This window comes from Streptomyces sp. HUAS CB01, assembly GCF_030406905.1.
Lineage (GTDB): Bacteria > Actinomycetota > Actinomycetes > Streptomycetales > Streptomycetaceae > Streptomyces > Streptomyces chengbuensis.
The window spans coordinates 4,464,889-4,485,513 of the sequence record NZ_CP129137.1; the positions used below are offsets into that span (position 1 = coordinate 4,464,889).

Consider the following 20,625-nt stretch of genomic DNA (forward strand, 5'->3'; position numbering starts at 1 on the left):
GGCCGCGCCATGACGGGGCGCATGACGCACGCGGTACGGCGACCGGGGCCTGACACCCGCGGGCACCGCCTCCCGTTCGAGTCCGTGGCCGCCCAGTACGAGGCGGCCCGTCCCGGCTGTCCGCCCACCCCTGCTCGACGCGGTCGAGGACTCACCGGCACACCTCTCGCGGGCTCCCGCGTCGTCGACGTCGGCGCCGGCACGGCAATCGCCACCCGGCTGCTGCGCGACCTCGGGGCCCGTGTCGTCGTCGTCGAACCCGGCCCCGCCACGGCCGGCGTGCTGAACGGCGTGCTCCCCGGCGTCCCGCTGGTAAACGGCTCCAGGACGGCCCCGGCTCGGTCGCGGTCGTCGGCGGCGGGCTGACCGGGATCGAACTCGCCGCACTCGCCGGGTCCCAGGCCCGGTGGCGCGTGAGCCTGCACACGCAGGGACGGATCGGTACGGGTTTCCCGCCGCGCGCCCGCGATCACGTCCTTCGCGTCCTGAGCGAGCGGGGCGTACGGATCGAGGAGGGCCGGCGATCGAGGGCCCCGGGGCCGTGGACGCCGACGAGGTGGTCCGGGCGGCCTCGATGATCCCGCACACCGAACTCGCCGCGGCCGCCGGCCTCCCGCTCGACCCCTCGGTCCGTATCCGGGTCGACGGCGCGCTCCGCTCGCCGGCGTGTCCCGAGGTGTACCGCGCGGGGACGCGGCCGCGGCGAGCTCGCCGAGGGCGGGCGCGCTGCGGATGGCGTGCGCGACCGCGATGCCCATGGGTTCGCACGCCGCCTCGTCGATCGTCTCGGGGTTCCGCGGGCGGGAGCCGTTGCAGCCGGCCGTGCGCTTCCTGACCAGTGCGGAGCCCCGGCCGCCGGGACGCCCTCGTCCGGTCCGTCCGCCCCGACGACAGCCCGCGACCGCTTTTCTGACGGGGCGTCCGTCCGCCCGGGTCAAGGAGCGGGTCGTCCGCTCCACCGTCGGACCGCTCCGGCCGGCCGTGGGCCCTCCGGCTGACGCCGGGAATGTCATGACGGAGCGCACCGCGTCTTGACGCCCACCCCCTCCGGATGGATTATTCATCGCATGATGAATAATCCGTCGGAGGGCACTCCGGCACCGGCCGTCCACGCGCGCGCCCTCACCGTCGTGCGCGGCTCCCGCACCGTCCTGCGCAACCTCGACTTCGACGTGCCGCCCGGCCAGATCACCGGACTCCTCGGCCCCTCGGGCTGCGGCAAATCCACCCTCATGCGGGCCGTCGTCGGCACCCAGGCCCGGGTCACCGGCACCCTCGACGTCCTCGGCCGGCCCGCCGGGCACGCCGCACTGCGCTCCCGCATCGGCTACGTCACCCAGGCACCCTCCGTCTACGACGACCTGACCGTCCGCCAGAACCTGGACTACTTCGCCGCGGTGCTCGACCCCGGCCGCGCCGCCGCCGAACGCCGCCGGCGCCATGTCTCCCAGGCCCTCACGGACGTGGACCTCGCCGCGCACGCCGGCTCACTCGCGGGGAGGCTCTCCGGCGGTCAGCGCAGCCGCGTCTCCCTCGCCGTCGCCCTCCTCGGAACGCCCGAACTGCTCGTCCTCGACGAGCCCACCGTCGGTCTCGACCCCGTCCTGCGCCGTGACCTGTGGGACCTCTTCCACCGCATCGCCGCCGAACGCGGCACCACGATCCTCGTCTCCTCGCACGTCATGGACGAGGCCGAGCGCTGCCATCGGCTCCTCCTGCTGCGCGACGGCGAACTCCTCGCCGACGACACCCCCGACGCCCTCCGCCGCCGCAACGACACCGCCACCGTCGAGGACGCCTTCCTCCACCTCGTCGACACGGCCAACGCCCTCCAGGAGACCGCCCGATGAACGCCCAGCCGACACCCCCGACCGTGCCCGCCACCCTGGCGGCTCCGCGACGCGCGCTCTCCCTGTCCCGCACCCTTGCCACCGCGGCCCGGGTCCTGCGGCAGCTGCGGCACGATCCCCGCTCGATCGCCCTGATGCTGCTGGTGCCGTGCCTGATGCTCTTCCTGCTGCGCTACGTCTTCGACGGCAGCCCGCAGACCTTCGACGCCATCGGCGCCTCGCTGCTCGGTATCTTCCCGCTGATCACGATGTTCCTGATCACCTCCATCGCCACACTGCGCGAGCGCACCTCCGGCACCCTCGAACGCCTGCTCGCCATGCCACTCGGGAAGGCCGACCTCATCGCCGGCTACGCCCTGGCCTTCGGCCTGCTGGCCGTCGTCCAGTCCGCCCTCGCGACCGGGCTCGCGGTCTGGTTCCTCGGCCTGGACGTCGTCGGCTCCGCCTGGCTGCTGCTCCTGGTCGCCCTGCTGGACGCCCTGCTCGGCACGGCCCTCGGCCTGTTCGTCTCCGCCTTCGCCGCGTCCGAGTTCCAGGCGGTCCAGTTCATGCCGGCCGTGATCTTCCCCCAGCTCCTCCTCTGCGGCCTCTTCACCGCCCGTGACAACATGCATCCCGTCCTCGAGGGCTTCTCGAACGTGCTGCCCATGTCGTACGCCGTCGACGGCATGAACGAGGTCCTCCGTCACACCGACGTCACCGCCGACTTCCTCCGCGACGTCCTCGTCGTCTCCGCCTGCGCCCTCCTCGTGCTCTCCCTGGGCGCGGCCACCCTCCGCCGCCGTACCGCGTGACCGTCCCTCGGACACCGCCGACACCACCGCCGCCCCGGTGCGAGGATGTCCATGTCCGTGGGAGAAGCCGGGAGCGACCGGTCACGGACATGGACGACCCACGTGCACACGCACCAGCCCGGCGAGGTGACCCGCATGACCCAGACAGTCGCAGTCCTCGGCACCGGCAAGATCGGCGAGGCCCTGCTCAGCGGCATGATCCGGGCCGGCTGGCCCGCCTCCGCCCTGCTGGTCACCACCCGCCGGGCGGACCGCGCGGAGGAGCTCCGCACCCGTTACGGGGTGGAAGCCGTCACCAACGCGGAGGCCGCCAAGCGGGCCGACACCCTCATCCTCGCCGTCAAGCCCCAGGACATGAACAGGCTTCTCGACGAGCTCGCCCCCCATGTCTCGGCGGACCGCCTCGTGATCAGCGCGGCCGCCGGTATCACCACCGCCACGATCGAGAGCCGGCTCGCCGGCAACACCCCCGTCGTCCGTGTCATGCCCAACACCCCCGTCCTCGTCGACGAGGGCATGTCCGTGATCTCGGGCGGCAGCCACGCCACCGCCGAGCACCTGGCCCACACCGAGGAGATCTTCGGCGGAGTCGGCAAGACCCTTCGCGTCCCCGAGTCCCAGCAGGACGCCGCCACCGCCCTCTCCGGCTCCGGCCCCGCCTACTTCTACTTCCTCGTCGAGGCCATGACGGACGCCGGCATCCTCCTCGGCCTGCCCCGGGCGCAGGCCCACGATCTGATCGTCCAGGCCGCCATCGGCGCGGCGGTGATGCTGCGCGACTCCGGGGAGCACCCGGTCAAGCTCCGCGAGGCCGTGACCTCCCCTGCGGGGACCACCATCAACGCCATCCGCGAACTCGAGAACCACGGAGTCCGCGCCGCCCTCATCGCCGCGCTCGAAGCGGCCCGGGACCGCAGCCGCGAACTCGCCTCCGGCAACGGCTGAGCCGCCGAGGCCGGGTCGGCCCCGGCCCCGCGGCCCCGGCCCCGCGGCGGCAAGGCCGCGCTGCGAGCCGGTGCTCACCTCTCGCCGGTGCTCACCTCTCGCCAGCGCTCACTTTCCGGCTGCGGCCACCAGCTCGTCCGTCGTCACGACCGTCGCGAACCCGCCGCCGTGCAGCGTCACGGCGGTGGCCCGCGCCAGCTCATCGGCCCCCAGGCTCCAGCCGAAGGGCCCCGCGAGGTCGAAGGTGTACGTCGCGTCCAGCGCGAACAGCACCTCGTACCCCAGGTTGCCGCCCATCCGCGCCGTGGTCTCCGCGCACATGTTGGTCTGGATCCCGGCCACCACGAACTGCCGCACGCCCTGGGACCCGAACCACGCCGCCAGGTCCGGCGTCCCGTAGAACGCCGAGTTCACGGTCTTCGTCACCAGCAGCTCCGGTCCGTCGCCCTGCCCCCTCCTCTGCTCCACGTAGTCCTTGAACTCGTTGCCCGTCCGACCCGCCCGCAGCGGTGACCCCGGCTTCGACGAGTCATGCCGTACGAACACGACCGGACGGCCGCTCGACTGCCACGCGTCGATCAGCGAGGCGATGTTCTCGTCCGCCCCCGGATTGTTCCGCCGTCCCCAGAAGACCTCCTCCTCGAATCCCTTCTGCACATCCACGACGACCAGCGCTGCGTTCTCCGCAATCTCCATACCGCCATGCTGCCCCCGCGCAGGCACCCGCCACAGAGCCGCAAAAGTCAGCGATCGATGGTTTACTGCCAACCATGGCCCCGACGGCAGCCGCACCTCAGCGCATCGCCCTCCTCGCCTTCCCCGGTATTCGGGCCTTCGACGTCTCCGTCATCCACGAGGTCTGGGGTGTCGACCGGACCGACCGCGGCGTACCGCCCTTCGAGCTGCGCCGCGCCGCCACCGACCGCACACCCGTGCCCATGCGCGGCGGCCTGAGCCTCACCCCCGATCGCACCCTCGCCTGGCTCCGCCGCGCCGACCTCGTCGTCGTGCCCGGTCTCGACGACCACCTCGCCCCCGCCCCCTCACCGGTCCTCGACGCCCTCCGCCACGCCCACCAGCGGGGCACTCCGATCGCCGCACTCTGCGGAGGCGCCTTCACCCTCGCCCAGGCCGGGCTGCTGGACGGCCGCCGCGCGATCACCCACTGGAACCTCACCCACCTCCTGCGCCGGCACCATCCCCGGGTCACCGTCGTGCCCGACGCGCTCTTCCTCCACGACGACAACCTCTGGACCTCCGCCGGGACCGCGGCCGGCATCGATCTGTGCCTCCATCTGGTCCGGGTCACCCACGGCGCCGAAGCCGCCGCGGCCATCGCCCGGTCCATGGTCACCGCCCCCTTCCGCACGGGCACCCAGGCCCAGTTCATCGAGCACCCCACACCCCGGGCCGACCGCGACGCCGACGCCCTCGCCGCCGTCCGCGAATACGCCCTCGCCCACCTCGCGGAGCCGCACACCGTCGCCTCGCTCGCCGCGCGCGCGGGTATGTCGCCCCGCTCCTTCGCCCGTCGCTTCCAGGCCACCACCGGAACCACCCCCCTCCACTGGCTCATCACCCAGCGCGTCGCGGCCGCTCAGAAGCTCCTCGAACTGACCGATCACCCCATTCCCGAAGTCGCCCGCCGCGCGGGCTTCGGCAGCGAGGTGACCATGCGCCAGCACTTCACCGGCCACCTCGCCACCAGCCCGCGCGACTACCGGGCCGCCTTCCGTCAGCCGGCCGGAAGCAGCCCGATCGCCCGATAGGCGCGGTCCACCAGAGGACGGGCCAGCCCCCGTGCCCTCGCGGCCCCCGCCCTCAGCACCTCGTCCACATAAGAGGGATCGGCCGCCAGCTCCGCGTGCCGCTTACGCAACGGCCTCAGCAACTCCACCACCGCCTCGGCCGTGTCCTTCTTGAGCGCGCCGTAGGACTCATACACACCTGCCAGGCTCTCCGGGTTCCCGTTCTCACAGGCGGCCAGGATCTCCAGCAGATTCGCCACGCCCGGCCGGGTGTCGCGGTCGAGGACGACGTCCTGGCCGCTGTCCGTCACCGCGCGCATGATCTTGCGTCGCACCACGTCCGGATCGTCGAGCAGACAGACGATGCCGGCCCCGCCGTCCATGGACTTCCCCATCTTCGACGTCGGGTCCTGCAGATCCATCACCCGCGCGGCCACCTGCGGATGAGTGGCCTTCGGAACGGTGAAGACGTGCCCGTACCGCTGGTTGAACCGCGTCGCCAGATCGCGCGTCAGCTCCACGTGCTGGGCCTGGTCGTCACCGACCGGGACCTCGTCCGTCGCGTACGCGAGGATGTCCGCCGCCATCAGCACCGGATAGGTGAGCAGGGAGAGCCGGACGCTCTCACCCGCGGCCCGCGCCCGGGCGCCCTTCTCCTTGTACTGGATCATCCGCCGCATCTCGCCGTCCGTGGCGGTGCACTCGAGCAGATAGGAGAGCCGGGCGTGCTCGTCCACGTGGCTCTGCACGAACACGGTGCACAGCTCCGGATCCAGTCCCGCCGCCAGGAGCAGCGTCGCCGCCTGCCGGCTGAGTCTGCGCACCCGAGCCGGATCGTGCTCGACGGTCAGGGCGTGCAGGTCCACGATGCTGAACAGGGCGTCGGAGCGGTGCTGGTCCGTCTCGGCCCACCGGCGCACGGCCCCGAGGTAGTTCCCCAGAGTCAGATGCCCGGTCGGCTTGATCCCGCTGAAGGTCCTCGTCATGTGTCCGTCTCCTCCTCGGTCGGAGCCGCCACCACCGGCGGGCCCGGCTCCCGGAGGGAGGAACGAAAACGGCCGCCGAGGCGGCGGCCGTGGGTGCGCGCGTGACTGTCGGCCGCCGTCAGGCGGCCCACCACTGAAGGGTGCACGCGTGCGTAGTCATGTCCAGAGAGTACGCCGGGGGAGCGAGGTTGACACGCAAATCGCCGATCCGTATAGTTCTTCGAGTTGTTCGACGTGAGCACCGACTCCGGTCGGCCCCGGACAGCCATCCCGCAAGAACCACTCCCAGCGAGCGACATCCTGTCGCCTCGCTTTCCGTGCGCTTTTGCGAAATGAGGAATCCGCGTTCGAATGGACGCGCCCCGATTAGCGTCGGAGACAGTGATTCCGCTAAAGTCTCACTCGTCGGAACGGCCCGGTGGCCGGAAAGACAACCCCCTCTGACTGGGAATCAGGCCCGAAAGGATCTGATAGAGTCGGAAACGCCGGAAAGGGAAAACGCGAAAGCGGAAGAACGGCCCGGCAGCCCGCTCCAGCGGGTGGCAGGAACGGAAATCGGATCTGCTAAGCTGGAAACACCGAAGGGAAGCGCCCGGAGGAAAGCCCGAGAGAATGTTCTGCGGGTGAGTACGAAGGAAGCGTCCGTTCCTTGAGAACTCAACAGCGTGCCAAAAGTCAACGCCAGATATGTTGATACCCCGTCCATCCGTTCGGATGGTCGAGGTTCCTTTGAAGAAAACACAGCGAGGACGCTGTGAACCGGGAAGACTATTCCTCTTCCTGGTTCCGCTCTCGTGATGTGTTCGCCCCGATCACGGGGAAGCATTCACGGAGAGTTTGATCCTGGCTCAGGACGAACGCTGGCGGCGTGCTTAACACATGCAAGTCGAACGATGAACCTCCTTCGGGAGGGGATTAGTGGCGAACGGGTGAGTAACACGTGGGCAATCTGCCCTGCACTCTGGGACAAGCCCTGGAAACGGGGTCTAATACCGGATACGACCACTGAGGGCATCCTCGGTGGTGGAAAGCTCCGGCGGTGCAGGATGAGCCCGCGGCCTATCAGCTTGTTGGTGGGGTGATGGCCTACCAAGGCGACGACGGGTAGCCGGCCTGAGAGGGCGACCGGCCACACTGGGACTGAGACACGGCCCAGACTCCTACGGGAGGCAGCAGTGGGGAATATTGCACAATGGGCGAAAGCCTGATGCAGCGACGCCGCGTGAGGGATGACGGCCTTCGGGTTGTAAACCTCTTTCAGCAGGGAAGAAGCGAAAGTGACGGTACCTGCAGAAGAAGCGCCGGCTAACTACGTGCCAGCAGCCGCGGTAATACGTAGGGCGCGAGCGTTGTCCGGAATTATTGGGCGTAAAGAGCTCGTAGGCGGCTTGTCACGTCGGTTGTGAAAGCCCGGGGCTTAACCCCGGGTCTGCAGTCGATACGGGCAGGCTAGAGTTCGGTAGGGGAGATCGGAATTCCTGGTGTAGCGGTGAAATGCGCAGATATCAGGAGGAACACCGGTGGCGAAGGCGGATCTCTGGGCCGATACTGACGCTGAGGAGCGAAAGCGTGGGGAGCGAACAGGATTAGATACCCTGGTAGTCCACGCCGTAAACGTTGGGCACTAGGTGTGGGCGACATTCCACGTCGTCCGTGCCGCAGCTAACGCATTAAGTGCCCCGCCTGGGGAGTACGGCCGCAAGGCTAAAACTCAAAGGAATTGACGGGGGCCCGCACAAGCGGCGGAGCATGTGGCTTAATTCGACGCAACGCGAAGAACCTTACCAAGGCTTGACATACACCGGAAAGCATCAGAGATGGTGCCCCCCTTGTGGTCGGTGTACAGGTGGTGCATGGCTGTCGTCAGCTCGTGTCGTGAGATGTTGGGTTAAGTCCCGCAACGAGCGCAACCCCTGTCCTGTGTTGCCAGCGGATCATGCCGGGGACTCACAGGAGACCGCCGGGGTCAACTCGGAGGAAGGTGGGGACGACGTCAAGTCATCATGCCCCTTATGTCTTGGGCTGCACACGTGCTACAATGGCCGGTACAATGAGCTGCGATACCGCGAGGTGGAGCGAATCTCAAAAAGCCGGTCTCAGTTCGGATTGGGGTCTGCAACTCGACCCCATGAAGTCGGAGTCGCTAGTAATCGCAGATCAGCATTGCTGCGGTGAATACGTTCCCGGGCCTTGTACACACCGCCCGTCACGTCACGAAAGTCGGTAACACCCGAAGCCGGTGGCCCAACCCTTGGGAGGGAGCCGTCGAAGGTGGGACTGGCGATTGGGACGAAGTCGTAACAAGGTAGCCGTACCGGAAGGTGCGGCTGGATCACCTCCTTTCTAAGGAGCATCTAGATTCCGCAAGGAATCCAGAGCCACTACGTCGGCAAACGTCCGACGGTGGTCAGCTCATGGGTGGAACGTTGACTACTCGGCACACTCGACCGGTTTCCCCGGTTGCCTAGTACTGCTCTTCGGAGCGTGGAACGGGACGGGGATCGGGTGAGGGTGTCGGGCACGCTGTTGGGTGTCTGAGGGTGCGGACTTGATGTCTGCCCTTCTTGCGCCGGCCCCGGTGAACTCGCTGCTTGTTGTGGCGGGGTGATGGGTGGCTGGTCGTTGCTTGAGAACTGCACAGTGGACGCGAGCATCTGTGGCCAAGTTTTTAAGGGCGCACGGTGGATGCCTTGGCACCAGGAACCGATGAAGGACGTGGGAGGCCACGATAGGCCCCGGGGAGCTGTCAACCGAGCTGTGATCCGGGGGTGTCCGAATGGGGAAACCCGGCAGTCGTCATGGGCTGTCACCCGCTGCTGAACACATAGGCAGTGTGGAGGGAACGAGGGGAAGTGAAACATCTCAGTACCCTCAGGAAGAGAAAACAACCGTGATTCCGGGAGTAGTGGCGAGCGAAACTGGATCAGGCCAAACCGTATGCGTGTGAGACCCGGCAGGGGTTGCGCATACGGGGTTGTGGGATTTCTCTTGACCAATCTGCCGGTTGGTCGACGAGTCAGAAACCGTTGATGTAGGCGAAGGGCATGCGAAAGGCCCGGCGTAGAGGGTAAGACCCCCGTAGCTGAAACATCAGCGGCTCGTTTGAGTTATTCCCAAGTAGCACGGGGCCCGAGAAATCCCGTGTGAATCTGGCGGGACCACCCGCTAAGCCTAAATATTCCCTGGTGACCGATAGCGGATAGTACCGTGAGGGAATGGTGAAAAGTACCGCGGGAGCGGAGTGAAATAGTACCTGAAACCGTGTGCCTACAAGCCGTGGGAGCGTCGGACGTGCTTTGCGCGTCTCGTGACTGCGTGCCTTTTGAAGAATGAGCCTGCGAGTTAGCGGTGTGTAGCGAGGTTAACCCGTGTGGGGAAGCCGTAGCGAAAGCGAGTCCGAACAGGGCGTTTGAGTTGCACGCTCTAGACCCGAAGCGGAGTGATCTAGCCATGGGCAGGTTGAAGCGGAGGTAAGACTTCGTGGAGGACCGAACCCACCAGGGTTGAAAACCTGGGGGATGACCTGTGGTTAGGGGTGAAAGGCCAATCAAACTCCGTGATAGCTGGTTCTCCCCGAAATGCATTTAGGTGCAGCGTCGTGTGTTTCTTGCCGGAGGTAGAGCACTGGATAGGCGATGGGCCCTACCGGGTTACTGACCTTAGCCAAACTCCGAATGCCGGTAAGTGAGAGCGCGGCAGTGAGACTGTGGGGGATAAGCTCCATGGTCGAGAGGGAAACAGCCCAGAGCATCGACTAAGGCCCCTAAGCGTACGCTAAGTGGGAAAGGATGTGGAGTCGCAGAGACAACCAGGAGGTTGGCTTAGAAGCAGCCACCCTTGAAAGAGTGCGTAATAGCTCACTGGTCAAGTGATTCCGCGCCGACAATGTAGCGGGGCTCAAGCGTACCGCCGAAGTCGTGTCATTGCGATATGTACCCCCAACGGGGATCGTGATGGGTAGGGGAGCGTCGTGTGCCGGGTGAAGCAGCCGCGGAAGCGAGTTGTGGACGGTTCACGAGTGAGAATGCAGGCATGAGTAGCGATACACACGTGAGAAACGTGTGCGCCGATTGACTAAGGGTTCCTGGGTCAAGCTGATCTGCCCAGGGTAAGTCGGGACCTAAGGCGAGGCCGACAGGCGTAGTCGATGGACAACCGGTTGATATTCCGGTACCCGCTTTGAAACGCCCAATATCGAGCCCATTAATGCTAAGGCCGTGAAGCCGCCGGCTGAGTCTTCGGACGAGGTCGGAGTGGTGGAGCCGCTGACCCAAGGTGGTAGTAGGTAAGCGATGGGGTGACGCAGGAAGGTAGTCCAGCCCGGGCGGTGGTTGTCCCGGGGTAAGGGTGTAGCCCGAGAGATAGGCAAATCCGTCTCTCATGGAGGGTGAGACCTGATGCCGAGCCGATTGTGGTGAAGTGGATGATCCTATGCTGTCGAGAAAAGCCTCTAGCGAGTTTCATGGCGGCCCGTACCCTAAACCGACTCAGGTGGTCAGGTAGAGAATACCGAGGCGTTCGGGTGAACTATGGTTAAGGAACTCGGCAAAATGCCCCCGTAACTTCGGGAGAAGGGGGGCCACGTCTGGTGATGAGTCTTGCACTCTGAGCTGGGGGTGGCCGCAGAGACCAGCGAGAAGCGACTGTTTACTAAAAACACAGGTCCGTGCGAAGCCGTAAGGCGATGTATACGGACTGACGCCTGCCCGGTGCTGGAACGTTAAGGGGACCGGTTAGCTTGGATTCGTCCGGGCGAAGCTGAGAACTTAAGCGCCAGTAAACGGCGGTGGTAACTATAACCATCCTAAGGTAGCGAAATTCCTTGTCGGGTAAGTTCCGACCTGCACGAATGGCGTAACGACTTCTCGACTGTCTCAACCATAGGCCCGGTGAAATTGCACTACGAGTAAAGATGCTCGTTTCGCGCAGCAGGACGGAAAGACCCCGGGACCTTTACTACAGTTTGATATTGGTGTTCGGTTCGGCTTGTGTAGGATAGGTGGGAGACTGTGAAGCTTGGACGCCAGTTCAGGTGGAGTCGTCGTTGAAATACCACTCTGGTCGTGCTGGATGTCTAACCTGGGTCCGTGATCCGGATCAGGGACAGTGTCTGATGGGTAGTTTAACTGGGGCGGTTGCCTCCTAAAGGGTAACGGAGGCGCCCAAAGGTTCCCTCAGCCTGGTTGGCAATCAGGTGTTGAGTGTAAGTGCACAAGGGAGCTTGACTGTGAGACCGACGGGTCGAGCAGGGACGAAAGTCGGGACTAGTGATCCGGCGGTGGCTTGTGGAAGCGCCGTCGCTCAACGGATAAAAGGTACCCCGGGGATAACAGGCTGATCTTCCCCAAGAGTCCATATCGACGGGATGGTTTGGCACCTCGATGTCGGCTCGTCGCATCCTGGGGCTGGAGTCGGTCCCAAGGGTTGGGCTGTTCGCCCATTAAAGCGGTACGCGAGCTGGGTTTAGAACGTCGTGAGACAGTTCGGTCCCTATCCGCTGTGCGCGTAGGAGTCTTGAGAAGGGCTGTCCCTAGTACGAGAGGACCGGGACGGACGAACCTCTGGTGTGCCAGTTGTCCTGCCAAGGGCATGGCTGGTTGGCTACGTTCGGGAGGGATAACCGCTGAAAGCATCTAAGCGGGAAGCCTGCTTCGAGATGAGGACTCCCACCCACTTGATGGGGTAAGGCTCCCAGTAGACGACTGGGTTGATAGGCCGGATATGGAAGCCAGGTGACTGGTGGAGTTGACCGGTACTAATAGGCCGAGGGCTTGTCCTCAGTTGCTCGCGTCCACTGTGTTAGTTCTGAAGTAACGAACATGCCGAGACCACGTGGTGGTCGGCCGGTTCGACATCTTCATAGTGTTTCGGTGGTCATAGCGTTAGGGAAACGCCCGGTTACATTCCGAACCCGGAAGCTAAGCCTTTCAGCGCCGATGGTACTGCAGGGGGGACCCTGTGGGAGAGTAGGACACCGCCGAACAATTTTTAGCCTCAACCCCCGGGTTTCACCCGGGGGTTGAGGCCTTTTTGCGTTACCCCCCTGTCCCGGCCGTGTTCTCGGTTTCCTAGGCTGCGGGTATGCGCTATGACCTCGTGATCTTCGACAACGACGGCGTCCTCGTCGACAGCGAGTTGTTGTCGAACACGATCCTCGCCGCGTATCTGACGGAGTTGGGGCACCCCACCTCCTGTGCCGAGTCCATCCGCGACTACATGGGCGCCGCGGTGCACCGGGTGCACGACCTCGTGCTGGAGCGGACGGGGAAGCGCCTCCCCGACGACTTCGACGACACGCTGCACGCCCGCGTGTTCGCCGCCTTCGAGCGCGAGTTGACGCCCGTCCCGGGTGCCCCGGAGGTTCTGGGCCGGCTGAAGGCCGAAGGAGTGCCCTACTGTGTCGCGTCCTCCGGGAGCCATGAGCGCATCCGGGTCGGGCACCGGAAGACCGGCCTGGACGCATGGTTCCGGCCGGAGAACGTCTTCAGCGCCCAGGACGTGGGCCGCGGCAAGCCGGCGCCGGATCTCTTCCTCCACGCGGCCGAGCGGATGGGTGTCGCCCCCGAGCGATGCGTCGTGGTCGAGGACAGCCCCCTCGGTGTCACCGCGGCCCTGGCGGCCGGCATGGACGTGTACGGGTTCACCGCCATGACCCCGGCCGAACGGCTCGCCGGTGCCCGTGGCCACTTCACGGACATGACCGAACTCCCCGGATTGCTCGTGTGATCCATCTACCCCCGGGTAGTCGAGCGGCTTACGCTGTGCGGCCATGACGGACGCGCGGTTGCGGCACGGTCGGGCCTCGTTGGCGCTGAGCTTCTTCGTCCAGGGCGTGGCGTTCGCCCTCCTGGTGACGCGGATACCTGCCATCCAGGACCGCTACGGCATATCCGACGGACTGCTGCCGCTCTTCCTCGCGGCCGTGCCGGTCCTCGCAGGCGCCGGCAGCGTCGCCACCGGGAAGCTCGTCACGCGGCGGTCGCCCGTTTCGGTACTCCGGTGGTCGCAGCCGGTGGTGCTGCTCTCCCTGCTGGCCGTCGGCGCGGGCAGCAGGGTGTGGCAGGTCGCCCTGGCGCTGGGGGTGTTCGGGCTGGCCGTCGGCGCGCTGGACGCCTCGATGAACATGCTCGGAGTCAGCCTGCAGCAGGCGTACGGCCGCAGCATCATGCTCGGCTTCCACGCCACGTACAGCCTCGGCGGGATTCTCGGTGCCTCGCTGGCCTGGGCCGGTGCCCACTGGGACCTGCCGCTCGCCGTGTCGTACCTGCCGGTGGTCCTCGTGCTGCTGCCCGTGGCGCTGCTCGGTAGCCGGTGGTACGTGGACGCCGTCGATCCGCCGTCCGCAAAGGACACGGACGAGCCGGGCGGTGGGGCCACCGTTGCGTCCGCGGTCCCCTTCACGCTGCTCCTGCCGCTGTGCCTGGTGATGGCGTTCGCGTACATCGGGGACTCCACCGTGTCGAATTGGAGCGCGAAGTACCTCCAGGACGTGCTGGGGGGTTCGGAGGAGCTCGCGACCGTCCCGTACAACGCCTACATGGTGACCACGCTGCTCGGGCGGGCCGTGGGGGATCTCGGGGTCCGGCGGTTCGGGGCCGTGGCCGTCGTGCGGTGCGGGACGGCCCTGGCGGCGGGCGGGTTCGCCGTCGTGGCGCTGGCGCCCGGACCGTGGACGGGCCTCGCCGGATTCACCCTGCTGGGACTGGGCCTCTGCGTGATCGTGCCGCAGACGTTCGCCGCGGCGGGCCGGCGGGCCGTCGTGAACGGCGGTCCCGGGGCGAGCAACGCGGCCGTCGCACGGCTCAACGTCTTCAACTACGTGGGGTTCCTGATCGGGGCGCCGTTGGTCGGGGGACTGGGGGACGCGTGGAGCTACCGGGGAGCGATGCTCGTTCCGATGGTGTTGGTGCTGGTGACGTTGCTGTATGCCAGGTCGTTCGAGCCGGAGTCCGACCGATACGGTGTCGACCATGAGCGGCCGCGCACTGTTGATGTGGGACGAAGCGGTAACGAAGTATGACTTCGGGGCCAGTCATCCGATGGATCCCGTACGTCTCGCGCTGACCATGGGGTTGGTGCGGGCCTACGGGCTGGACCGCGCGGTGGACGTCGTGGCGGGCAAGCCCGCCGGCGAGTCCACGCTGCGCCTGGTGCACCGTGAGGACTACGTGGCGGCCGTGCGGGCCGCGTCGGAGAACCCGCGGGCCGCGGACCAGGCGTACGGCCTGGGCACGATGGACGATCCGGCCTTCGCTGGAATGCACGAGGTGTCCGCGACGATCGCGGGCCAGTCCGTGGGAGCGGCCGAGGCGGTGTGGCGGGGCGAGGCCCCGCACGCCGTGAACTTCGCCGGCGGACTGCACCACGCGATGCCGGGTTCGGCCGCGGGCTTCTGCATCTACAACGACGCGTCGCTGGCGATCGCCCGGCTGCTGGAGCTGGGGGCCGAGCGGGTCGCGTACGTGGACGTCGACGTGCACCACGGGGACGGTGTGCAGGCGGCGTTCTGGGACGACCCGAGGGTACTGACGATCTCCCTGCACGAGCATCCCCGGATGCTCTTCCCGGGCACGGGGTGGCCGGAGGAGACGGGCGGCTCCGGGGCGGGCGAGGGCTCGGCGGTGAACGTCGCCCTGCCGGCGGGGACGGGGGACGAGGGCTGGCTGCGCGCCTTCCACGCCGTCGTGCCGGAACTGCTCGCGGACTTCCGGCCGCAGGTCCTGGTGACGCAGCACGGTGCGGACACGCACTTCGAGGACCCGCTGGCGCATCTCGCGGTGTCGCTCGACGCCCAGCGGCTGGTGCAGGAGGCCTGCCACTCCCTCGCGCACGAGTACGCGGAGGGCGGGCGCTGGGTGGCGCTCGGCGGGGGCGGTTACGCCGTCGTGGACGTGGTCCCGAGGTCCTGGACCCATCTCGTGGGGATCGCGGCCCATGCGCCGGTGGACCCGGAGTCGGTGATCCCGTCCTCGTGGCGGGACGAGGTGTACGCGCGGACACGGCAGTTGGGGCCGGGCCGGATGACGGACGGGCGCACGCCGACGTGGCGGCCCTGGGAGGACGGCTACGACCCGGCGGACCGGCTGGACCAGGCGGTGCTGGCGACACGTCGGGCGGTCTTCCCCCTCCGGGGCCTGCTCGCGTAACCGGTGTCGCCGCCCCCGGCGCGAATCCCGGCCGTTACGCCGACTGTGGGGTGTGCAGGGCTTTCCCCGGTGCGGTGGCGGGCGCTGCGGGACGATCGTCGCTGTGTTGAGCAGAGGGGCGCTGCGGGCGCATCTGTTGGCGGCGGGGCTCGCCGGCCCGGTGGCGACGTCCCGGGAGGCGAGCCTGCGGAGCTACCGGCTGTTCGCGGCACGCGATCCGAGGGTCACGCTCGGGATCGATCCCGAACGGGCCTGGGCCGAGCGCGATCTGATCGCGCTGATGGCGGACCGGTGCGGGGTCTCCGACGACCCGGAGCACGTATCCGGCCAGGATGTCATCGACCCGGAGCGCACGTTGAGCGGGCTCGAGGCGTTCGCCGGGCGGCTCGCGGCGGTCGCGGAACGACGCGGCACCGTGCTGTTCGGGACCGGGCATCCGCACCGGCTGCTCGGGTTCTACGCCGCGCTGGCAGACGCCCTGTCGGCGGTGGGCTGTCTCGTTCTCACACCCGCGCAGGGGCGATGTGTCGACATAACGACCCGGTTCGGCGTACGTACGTACACCCTCGACTACGTACGGGGAGTCGCGATGGTGCGGGAACCGGGAGCGCGGCACCCGGGGAGTGAGACCGGCGTGCACTCCCACTCACCCCTCCCGGTACGGGCCGTGCTGGAGGGGGTCGCGGAGGCCGGGGGCCCTCTGCCCGAACTGGTCGTCGGGGACCACGGCTGGGTCTGCGGTGCAGGTCAGCTCGGTTTCGAGACCATCGGCCTGGCGGACACGGATGATCCTGCACTGTTCGTCGGCGAGGCGGAGGGGCGGGTGTCCGTCGCCGTTCCCCTGGATGACGCTGTGCGGTCCGATTACTACCGGCCGCTCACTCGCTATGTACTCAATCGAGCGTGTCTGTCACAGTAAACGGCCGATGGCTGCTCCTCTTCCCCACTCGCACCACCCGCCCCTACTCTGGGGAGTGAGCGCACCGCGACGAAGAGTCACCGGAGGGGAAGCCGGTGGGCGTCGTGTGCGGAAGGTACAGGTGGGTCATGGCTGCTGGCGAAAGGCCTCTCAACGAGGTCAAGTTCCTGACCGTGGCGGAAGTCGCCTCGGTGATGCGCGTGTCGAAGATGACCGTGTACCGCTTGGTGCACAGCGGTCATCTGCCGGCGATCCGGGTGGGGAGGTCCTTCCGGGTCCCGGAGCAAGCGGTTCACGAGTACCTCCGGGAATCCTTCGTGGGGGTCGAATCGGCCTGAGATGCCCCTCGGATTACAAGCTCGGAGCTCGGGCCGGTAGGCTAGGCCGACGTAGGTCGTGTGGGCCCAGACGCCCCGCACCGAGTGAAGAGAAGTGAGCGAGGGTAGTCGTGGGCTCTGTTATCAAGAAGCGGCGCAAGCGGATGGCCAAGAAGAAGCACCGCAAGCTGCTCAAGCGCACGCGTGTTCAGCGTCGCAACAAGAAGTAAGCGGCAGCTGTCGCGAACGTCGTGGCCCCTTTCACCTGCGCGGTGGAGGGGCCACGGTGCTTTTCGGCCGGTGCTGTCGTGCGTTGGGATCAAAGAGCCGGGAAGAAGGCCCTGCGGTCATCACAGCGCAACATCAACCCGCTACGGTGACGCATAGCCAGGACCGAACGGAAGGCGCTGATCTTGGGCAAGGTCGTGCTTGTCACCGGTGTGGCCCGGCAGCTCGGGGGCCGCTTCGTACGCCGTATCCAGCGGGACCCCGAAGTGGAACGGGTGGTGGGCGTCGACGCGGTGACTCCCGAGCACCGTCTCGGCGGAGCCGATTTCGTACGGGCCGACATCCGGCAGCCCGCCATAGCGCGCGTACTGGCCGAGCACGACGTGGACACCGTGGTCCATCTGGACGTCACGGGCACCCCTCTCGGGTCCGGGGGCCGTACGGCGGTCAAGGAGACCAACGTCATCGGCACCATGCAGCTGCTCGGCGCCTGCCAGAAGTCGCCGACCGTCCGGCGCCTGGTCGTCAAGTCCAGTACGAGCGTCTACGGCTCCGCCTCGCGTGATCCGGCCGTCTTCACCGAGACCACGCCGCCCAAGTCCCTGCCGAGCGGCGGCTTCGCCAAGGACGCCGTCGAGGTCGAGGGGTATGTGCGGGGCTTCGCGCGCCGCCGTCCGGACGTGGCGGTGTGCGTGCTGCGCTTCGCCAACATCCTCGGACCGCGCGCCGACTCACCGCTCGCGGACTACTTCTCGCTGCCCGTCATGCCGACCGTCCTGGGCTACGACCCCCGGCTCCAGTTCGTCCACGAGGACGACGTCGTCGACGTGCTGCGGATCGCCTCCCACGAGCCCCGCCGCGGCACGTTGAACAGCGGCACGTTCAACATCGCGGGCGACGGCGTGCTGCTGCTGTCGCAGTGCTCGCGCAGACTCGGCCGCCCCACGGTGCCGGTGCTGCTGCCGGCCGTGACCTGGGTCGGTTCGGCGCTGCGCACGGTCGGCATCACCGACTTCTCGCCGGAGCAGATCCGGCTCCTCACGCACGGCAGGGTGGTCAGCACCGTGCAGATGCGCGAGACACTGGGCTTCGACCCCGACTACACGACCGCGGAGACCTTCGCGGACTTCGCGCGCAGCCGCGGGCCGGGCCTGCTGCCGCCGGAGACCCTGGCCAGGGCGGTCGACAAGGTCGCCGCGCTGTCACCGGCCGGTGGCGCCACCCCTCAGAGCGCCGGATAAGGAGCGCGAGCAACGATGGCGGACGCCAAGGTCATTCCGTTCGACGACGACCGGTCGCGCAACGGCTCACCGCAGCGGTCGGTGCGGCGCCGCACCGGATCGGGCCGGCGGAAATCCGTGGCCGAGTCGGCGCGTGAGATCCCGGTCGGTTCCGTGCCGGGACAGCTCGGCGGGGAGCGGGCGGTGCCGAGGGACGCCTCGGCCGGTGGCGGTACGGGCGCGGACGGGCCGTCCGCGCAGCCGCCGCGCGGCCCGGGGATCCCCGGAGCGGACACCGGCTGGGACCAGCGCATCGCGGGCGGGCTGGCGTTTCTGCGCCGCCGGCTCACCGGTGACTACGACGTCGACGAGTTCGGCTACGACAAGGAACTCACCGACCAGGTGCTGATGTCGCTGCTGCGGCCGTTGTACGCGAAGTACTTCCGGGTCGAGGTGAAGGGCATCGAGAACATCCCGTCGGAAGGCGGGGCACTGGTCGTGGCCAACCACTCCGGGACGCTGCCGCTGGACGGGCTGATGATGCAGGTGGCCGTCCACGACAACCACCCGGCGGGGAGGCATCTGCGGCTGCTCGCCGCGGACCTGGTCTTCGTGCTGCCGGTGATAAACGAACTGGCGCGCAAGGCCGGGCACACGCTGGCGTGCACGGAGGACGCGGAGCGGCTGCTGCAGCGGGGCGAGGTCGTCGGTGTGATGCCCGAGGGCTTCAAGGGCATCGGGAAGCCGTTCAGCGAGCGCTACAAGCTCCAGCGGTTCGGGCGGGGCGGTTTCGTCTCGACGGCGCTGCGGGCGGGCGTGCCGATCGTGCCGTGCTCGATCGTCGGGGCCGAGGAGATCTACCCGATGATCGGCAACGCGAAGACGCTCGCGCGCTTGCTGGGATTCCCGTACTTCCCGATCACGCCGACGTTCCCGTGGCTCGGGCCGCTGGGGGCGGTGCCGCTGCCGACGAAGTGGACGATCCAGTTCGGTGAGCCGATTCCGACGGACGGCTATCCGCCGGAGGCGGCCGAGGACCCGATGCTGATGTTCAACCTCACCGACCAGGTGCGGGAGCAGATCCAGCACACGCTGTACAAACTGCTGGTGCAGCGGCGGTCCGTCTTCTTCTGATCGTCCTGGTCACGGCCGCCCGGATCGGTCCCTGACGCAAGGGCGGGGGCCGGATACGCGTCGAGCGTATCCGGCCCCCGCCCTTTGCCTGTCACCGGCCCGGGGCCCACCGGGCTACGGCATGTCCTCGCTGTCGAGACCCAGGCCCGGCAGGAGCCCCGGCAGCAGCGGCGGGATCGTCACGTCCGGTACCGGCGCGGCCGGGTCCGGGAGCCTGCCGGACGGCGACGGGGAGGCGCTGTTCTGCGGAGGGTCGAGCAGGCCGCCCGTGGTGCCCCCGATCAGCTGGTCGTCCTCCACGGCGCCCGAGCCGGACGGCTGGGGCCGGTTGTCGCCGTCCGGGCTGCCGGTGGACGGTGAGGAGGCCGCCGAGGGATGCGTCTCCGAGGAGCCCGAGGAGTCCTGCGGGGACGATCCGGGCTGACTGGACCCCCGGCGCTCCGCCTCGGGAGCACTCGGCAGCAGCGAACGGAGCGGACCGACCTCCTGGTCTATGGCGTCGAAGACCGAGCTCACCTCGTCGCCGACGTCCGTCAGCTGGGCGGGCAGCCGGTCCCGCAGCCCGTTCCACACGTCGCGGTGGCTGTTCGCGAAGGAGGACAGGGTGGCGATGGGACCGAGCGAGCCGTCGCGCTCGTACGCCTGGTGGAGCAGCCGGTGGCCCTCGGAGGCGTCGTGGCGCATCCCGCTGAGGGTGTGCCTGACCTCGTTCACCGACTCGGTGTCCAGCTCACCGGCGCGGCCGCGCTCCATGAGCCGGCGGGCCTCGTTCAGCCGGGTGGAGGCCTGGTCGAGGTAGAGCCCGCCGCGGTCCGCGTCGTCGTCGGCCATACCGAGTTTCAGGTCCTCCATGCCCCGCTTCAGCCCGTAGAGGGAGTCACCGGGGAGGGCGTCGGAGCTGGCGGCCGCCACGCCGCCGAAGGCGCCGGCTGCCACTCCGACGGTCAGTCCTCCGGCCGCGAGGCCCTTGGACCACCGGGAACGCGGGCGGAGTTTCCGGAGCGGGGAGGCCCGATGGGCGCCGCGGCGGGAGCTCCGCTGCTCCGGGACGGTAGGGCCCCCGGACGCGGAGCCCTCCGCGAGCATGGCTTCCATGGCGGCCACGAGCTGGGCTCGCTGCACCACCTTCACATCGGGATCCAACTCCGGCTTCGGCAGCTCACCGAGGCCGTTCGCCAGGGCCAACAGCTGCCCCTGTTCGGCCCGCTCGGCCGAACTCTCGGGCTGCTCGGCCTCCGCGCCCCGGAGCGTTTGCGTCTCCAGGGCCTGGGCGAAGGCGTTCGCCCGCCGGTGTGCCGAAACGTTCGCGATCACTGGCGGCACCTCCTCTCGTCATGA

General features: G+C 67.8%; 17 protein-coding genes and 3 rRNA genes. 17 read left to right on the forward strand and 3 right to left on the reverse strand.

The features are described 5' to 3' along the window. Nucleotides 1-21 precede the first annotated feature (21 nt). The 5 genes from QRN89_RS19785 (at nucleotide 22) to proC (ending at nucleotide 3,589) form a co-directional block, all read left to right on the forward strand. Nucleotides 22-366, forward strand: coding sequence for a class I SAM-dependent methyltransferase (locus QRN89_RS19785; RefSeq protein ID WP_290350740.1), 345 nt, complete (start codon nucleotides 22-24; stop codon nucleotides 364-366). A 5-nt stretch (nucleotides 367-371) separates the two neighbouring features. Beyond that, nucleotides 372-578 carry a hypothetical protein gene (locus tag QRN89_RS19790; RefSeq protein ID WP_290353786.1) on the forward strand — a complete coding sequence of 69 codons (207 nt, stop codon included), beginning with the start codon at nucleotides 372-374 and terminating at the stop codon, nucleotides 576-578. A 492-nt stretch (nucleotides 579-1,070) separates the two neighbouring features. Next, nucleotides 1,071-1,850 carry an ABC transporter ATP-binding protein gene (locus QRN89_RS19795; protein WP_290353787.1) on the forward strand — a complete coding sequence of 260 codons (780 nt, stop codon included), beginning with the start codon at nucleotides 1,071-1,073 and terminating at the stop codon, nucleotides 1,848-1,850. Next, nucleotides 1,847-2,644, forward strand: coding sequence for an ABC transporter permease (locus tag QRN89_RS19800; RefSeq protein ID WP_290350741.1), 798 nt, complete (start codon nucleotides 1,847-1,849; stop codon nucleotides 2,642-2,644). The genes QRN89_RS19795 and QRN89_RS19800 overlap by 4 nt, the downstream gene beginning before the upstream one ends. Nucleotides 2,645-2,779: 135 nt before the next feature. Beyond that, a complete protein-coding gene (gene proC, locus QRN89_RS19805; RefSeq protein WP_290350742.1) occupies nucleotides 2,780-3,589 on the forward strand; it encodes a pyrroline-5-carboxylate reductase in 810 nt (269 codons plus the stop codon). Between the two features lie 108 nt (nucleotides 3,590-3,697). Here proC and QRN89_RS19810 read toward each other — a convergent pair whose 3' ends face one another. Continuing rightward, on the reverse strand, nucleotides 3,698-4,285 hold the full coding sequence (locus tag QRN89_RS19810) for a cysteine hydrolase family protein (RefSeq protein WP_290350743.1): 588 nt from the start codon (nucleotides 4,283-4,285) through the stop codon (nucleotides 3,698-3,700). 74 nt (nucleotides 4,286-4,359) lie between these two features. On the opposite strand from QRN89_RS19810, the gene QRN89_RS19815 reads away from it, so the two are divergent. Further along, a complete protein-coding gene (locus QRN89_RS19815) occupies nucleotides 4,360-5,358 on the forward strand; it encodes a GlxA family transcriptional regulator (RefSeq protein ID WP_290350744.1) in 999 nt (332 codons plus the stop codon). Here the strand turns inward: QRN89_RS19815 and trpS are convergent. Beyond that, nucleotides 5,325-6,323: a tryptophan--tRNA ligase gene (gene trpS / locus QRN89_RS19820; protein WP_290350745.1), complete on the reverse strand. Its 999-nt coding sequence runs from the start codon at nucleotides 6,321-6,323 to the stop codon at nucleotides 5,325-5,327. The genes QRN89_RS19815 and trpS overlap by 34 nt on opposite strands. 825 nt (nucleotides 6,324-7,148) lie before the next feature. On the opposite strand from trpS, the gene QRN89_RS19825 reads away from it, so the two are divergent. The 11 genes from QRN89_RS19825 to QRN89_RS19875 all read left to right on the forward strand — a co-directional run bounded on the left by QRN89_RS19825 (nucleotide 7,149) and on the right by QRN89_RS19875 (nucleotide 19,287). After that, nucleotides 7,149-8,666, forward strand: a 16S ribosomal RNA gene (locus tag QRN89_RS19825). A 315-nt stretch (nucleotides 8,667-8,981) separates the two neighbouring features. Next, nucleotides 8,982-12,102, forward strand: a 23S ribosomal RNA gene (locus QRN89_RS19830). Nucleotides 12,103-12,189: 87 nt separating this feature from the next. Beyond that, nucleotides 12,190-12,306 (forward strand): 5S ribosomal RNA (gene rrf / locus QRN89_RS19835). The 16S, 23S and 5S rRNA genes sit together here, the layout of an rRNA operon. A gap of 98 nt (nucleotides 12,307-12,404) precedes the next feature. Beyond that, the gene (locus QRN89_RS19840) at nucleotides 12,405-13,049 is read left to right on the forward strand and encodes an HAD family hydrolase (RefSeq protein WP_290350746.1); all 645 of its coding nucleotides are present in this window, start codon (nucleotides 12,405-12,407) and stop codon (nucleotides 13,047-13,049) included. Between the two features lie 43 nt (nucleotides 13,050-13,092). Further along, nucleotides 13,093-14,343, forward strand: coding sequence for an MFS transporter (locus QRN89_RS19845; RefSeq protein WP_290350747.1), 1,251 nt, complete (start codon nucleotides 13,093-13,095; stop codon nucleotides 14,341-14,343). Beyond that, a complete protein-coding gene (locus QRN89_RS19850; protein WP_290350748.1) occupies nucleotides 14,294-15,469 on the forward strand; it encodes an acetoin utilization protein AcuC in 1,176 nt (391 codons plus the stop codon). Before QRN89_RS19845 ends, QRN89_RS19850 begins: the two co-directional genes overlap by 50 nt. A 103-nt stretch (nucleotides 15,470-15,572) precedes the next feature. Continuing rightward, nucleotides 15,573-16,388 (forward strand): phosphatase, encoded by an 816-nt coding sequence (locus tag QRN89_RS19855; RefSeq protein ID WP_290350749.1) that lies wholly within the window; start codon nucleotides 15,573-15,575, stop codon nucleotides 16,386-16,388. A gap of 128 nt (nucleotides 16,389-16,516) precedes the next feature. Next, complete coding sequence (locus QRN89_RS19860) at nucleotides 16,517-16,726, forward strand: helix-turn-helix domain-containing protein (protein ID WP_158687078.1); 210 nt, start codon at nucleotides 16,517-16,519, stop codon at nucleotides 16,724-16,726. A gap of 110 nt (nucleotides 16,727-16,836) precedes the next feature. Continuing rightward, complete coding sequence (locus QRN89_RS19865; protein WP_003948845.1) at nucleotides 16,837-16,935, forward strand: 30S ribosomal protein bS22; 99 nt, start codon at nucleotides 16,837-16,839, stop codon at nucleotides 16,933-16,935. 183 nt (nucleotides 16,936-17,118) lie between these two features. Then, nucleotides 17,119-18,174, forward strand: a complete 1,056-nt coding sequence (locus QRN89_RS19870) for an NAD-dependent epimerase/dehydratase family protein (protein ID WP_290350750.1) — start codon at nucleotides 17,119-17,121, stop codon at nucleotides 18,172-18,174. A 15-nt stretch (nucleotides 18,175-18,189) separates the two neighbouring features. Then, nucleotides 18,190-19,287, forward strand: a complete 1,098-nt coding sequence (locus QRN89_RS19875) for a lysophospholipid acyltransferase family protein (RefSeq protein ID WP_290350751.1) — start codon at nucleotides 18,190-18,192, stop codon at nucleotides 19,285-19,287. Between the two features lie 114 nt (nucleotides 19,288-19,401). Here QRN89_RS19875 and QRN89_RS19880 read toward each other — a convergent pair whose 3' ends face one another. Continuing rightward, nucleotides 19,402-20,601: a DUF5667 domain-containing protein gene (locus QRN89_RS19880; protein WP_290350752.1), complete on the reverse strand. Its 1,200-nt coding sequence runs from the start codon at nucleotides 20,599-20,601 to the stop codon at nucleotides 19,402-19,404. Nucleotides 20,602-20,625: the final 24 nt, after the last annotated feature.

Excerpts from the sequence above, each read along its gene's own strand:
- QRN89_RS19860 (WP_158687078.1), top strand. The coding sequence starts at position 16,517 with ATGGCTGCTGGCGAAAGGCCTCTCAACGAGGTCAAGTTCCTGACCGTG.
- QRN89_RS19810 (WP_290350743.1), bottom strand. The coding sequence starts at position 4,285 with ATGGAGATTGCGGAGAACGCAGCGCTGGTCGTCGTGGATGTGCAGAAG.
- QRN89_RS19800 (WP_290350741.1), top strand. The coding sequence starts at position 1,847 with ATGAACGCCCAGCCGACACCCCCGACCGTGCCCGCCACCCTGGCGGCT.
- proC (WP_290350742.1), top strand. The coding sequence starts at position 2,780 with ATGACCCAGACAGTCGCAGTCCTCGGCACCGGCAAGATCGGCGAGGCC.
- QRN89_RS19785 (WP_290350740.1), top strand. The coding sequence starts at position 22 with ATGACGCACGCGGTACGGCGACCGGGGCCTGACACCCGCGGGCACCGC.
- QRN89_RS19815 (WP_290350744.1), top strand. The coding sequence starts at position 4,360 with ATGGCCCCGACGGCAGCCGCACCTCAGCGCATCGCCCTCCTCGCCTTC.
- trpS (WP_290350745.1), bottom strand. The coding sequence starts at position 6,323 with ATGACGAGGACCTTCAGCGGGATCAAGCCGACCGGGCATCTGACTCTG.
- QRN89_RS19875 (WP_290350751.1), top strand. The coding sequence starts at position 18,190 with ATGGCGGACGCCAAGGTCATTCCGTTCGACGACGACCGGTCGCGCAAC.
- QRN89_RS19840 (WP_290350746.1), top strand. The coding sequence starts at position 12,405 with ATGCGCTATGACCTCGTGATCTTCGACAACGACGGCGTCCTCGTCGAC.
- QRN89_RS19845 (WP_290350747.1), top strand. The coding sequence starts at position 13,093 with ATGACGGACGCGCGGTTGCGGCACGGTCGGGCCTCGTTGGCGCTGAGC.
- QRN89_RS19850 (WP_290350748.1), top strand. The coding sequence starts at position 14,294 with ATGAGCGGCCGCGCACTGTTGATGTGGGACGAAGCGGTAACGAAGTAT.
- QRN89_RS19795 (WP_290353787.1), top strand. The coding sequence starts at position 1,071 with ATGAATAATCCGTCGGAGGGCACTCCGGCACCGGCCGTCCACGCGCGC.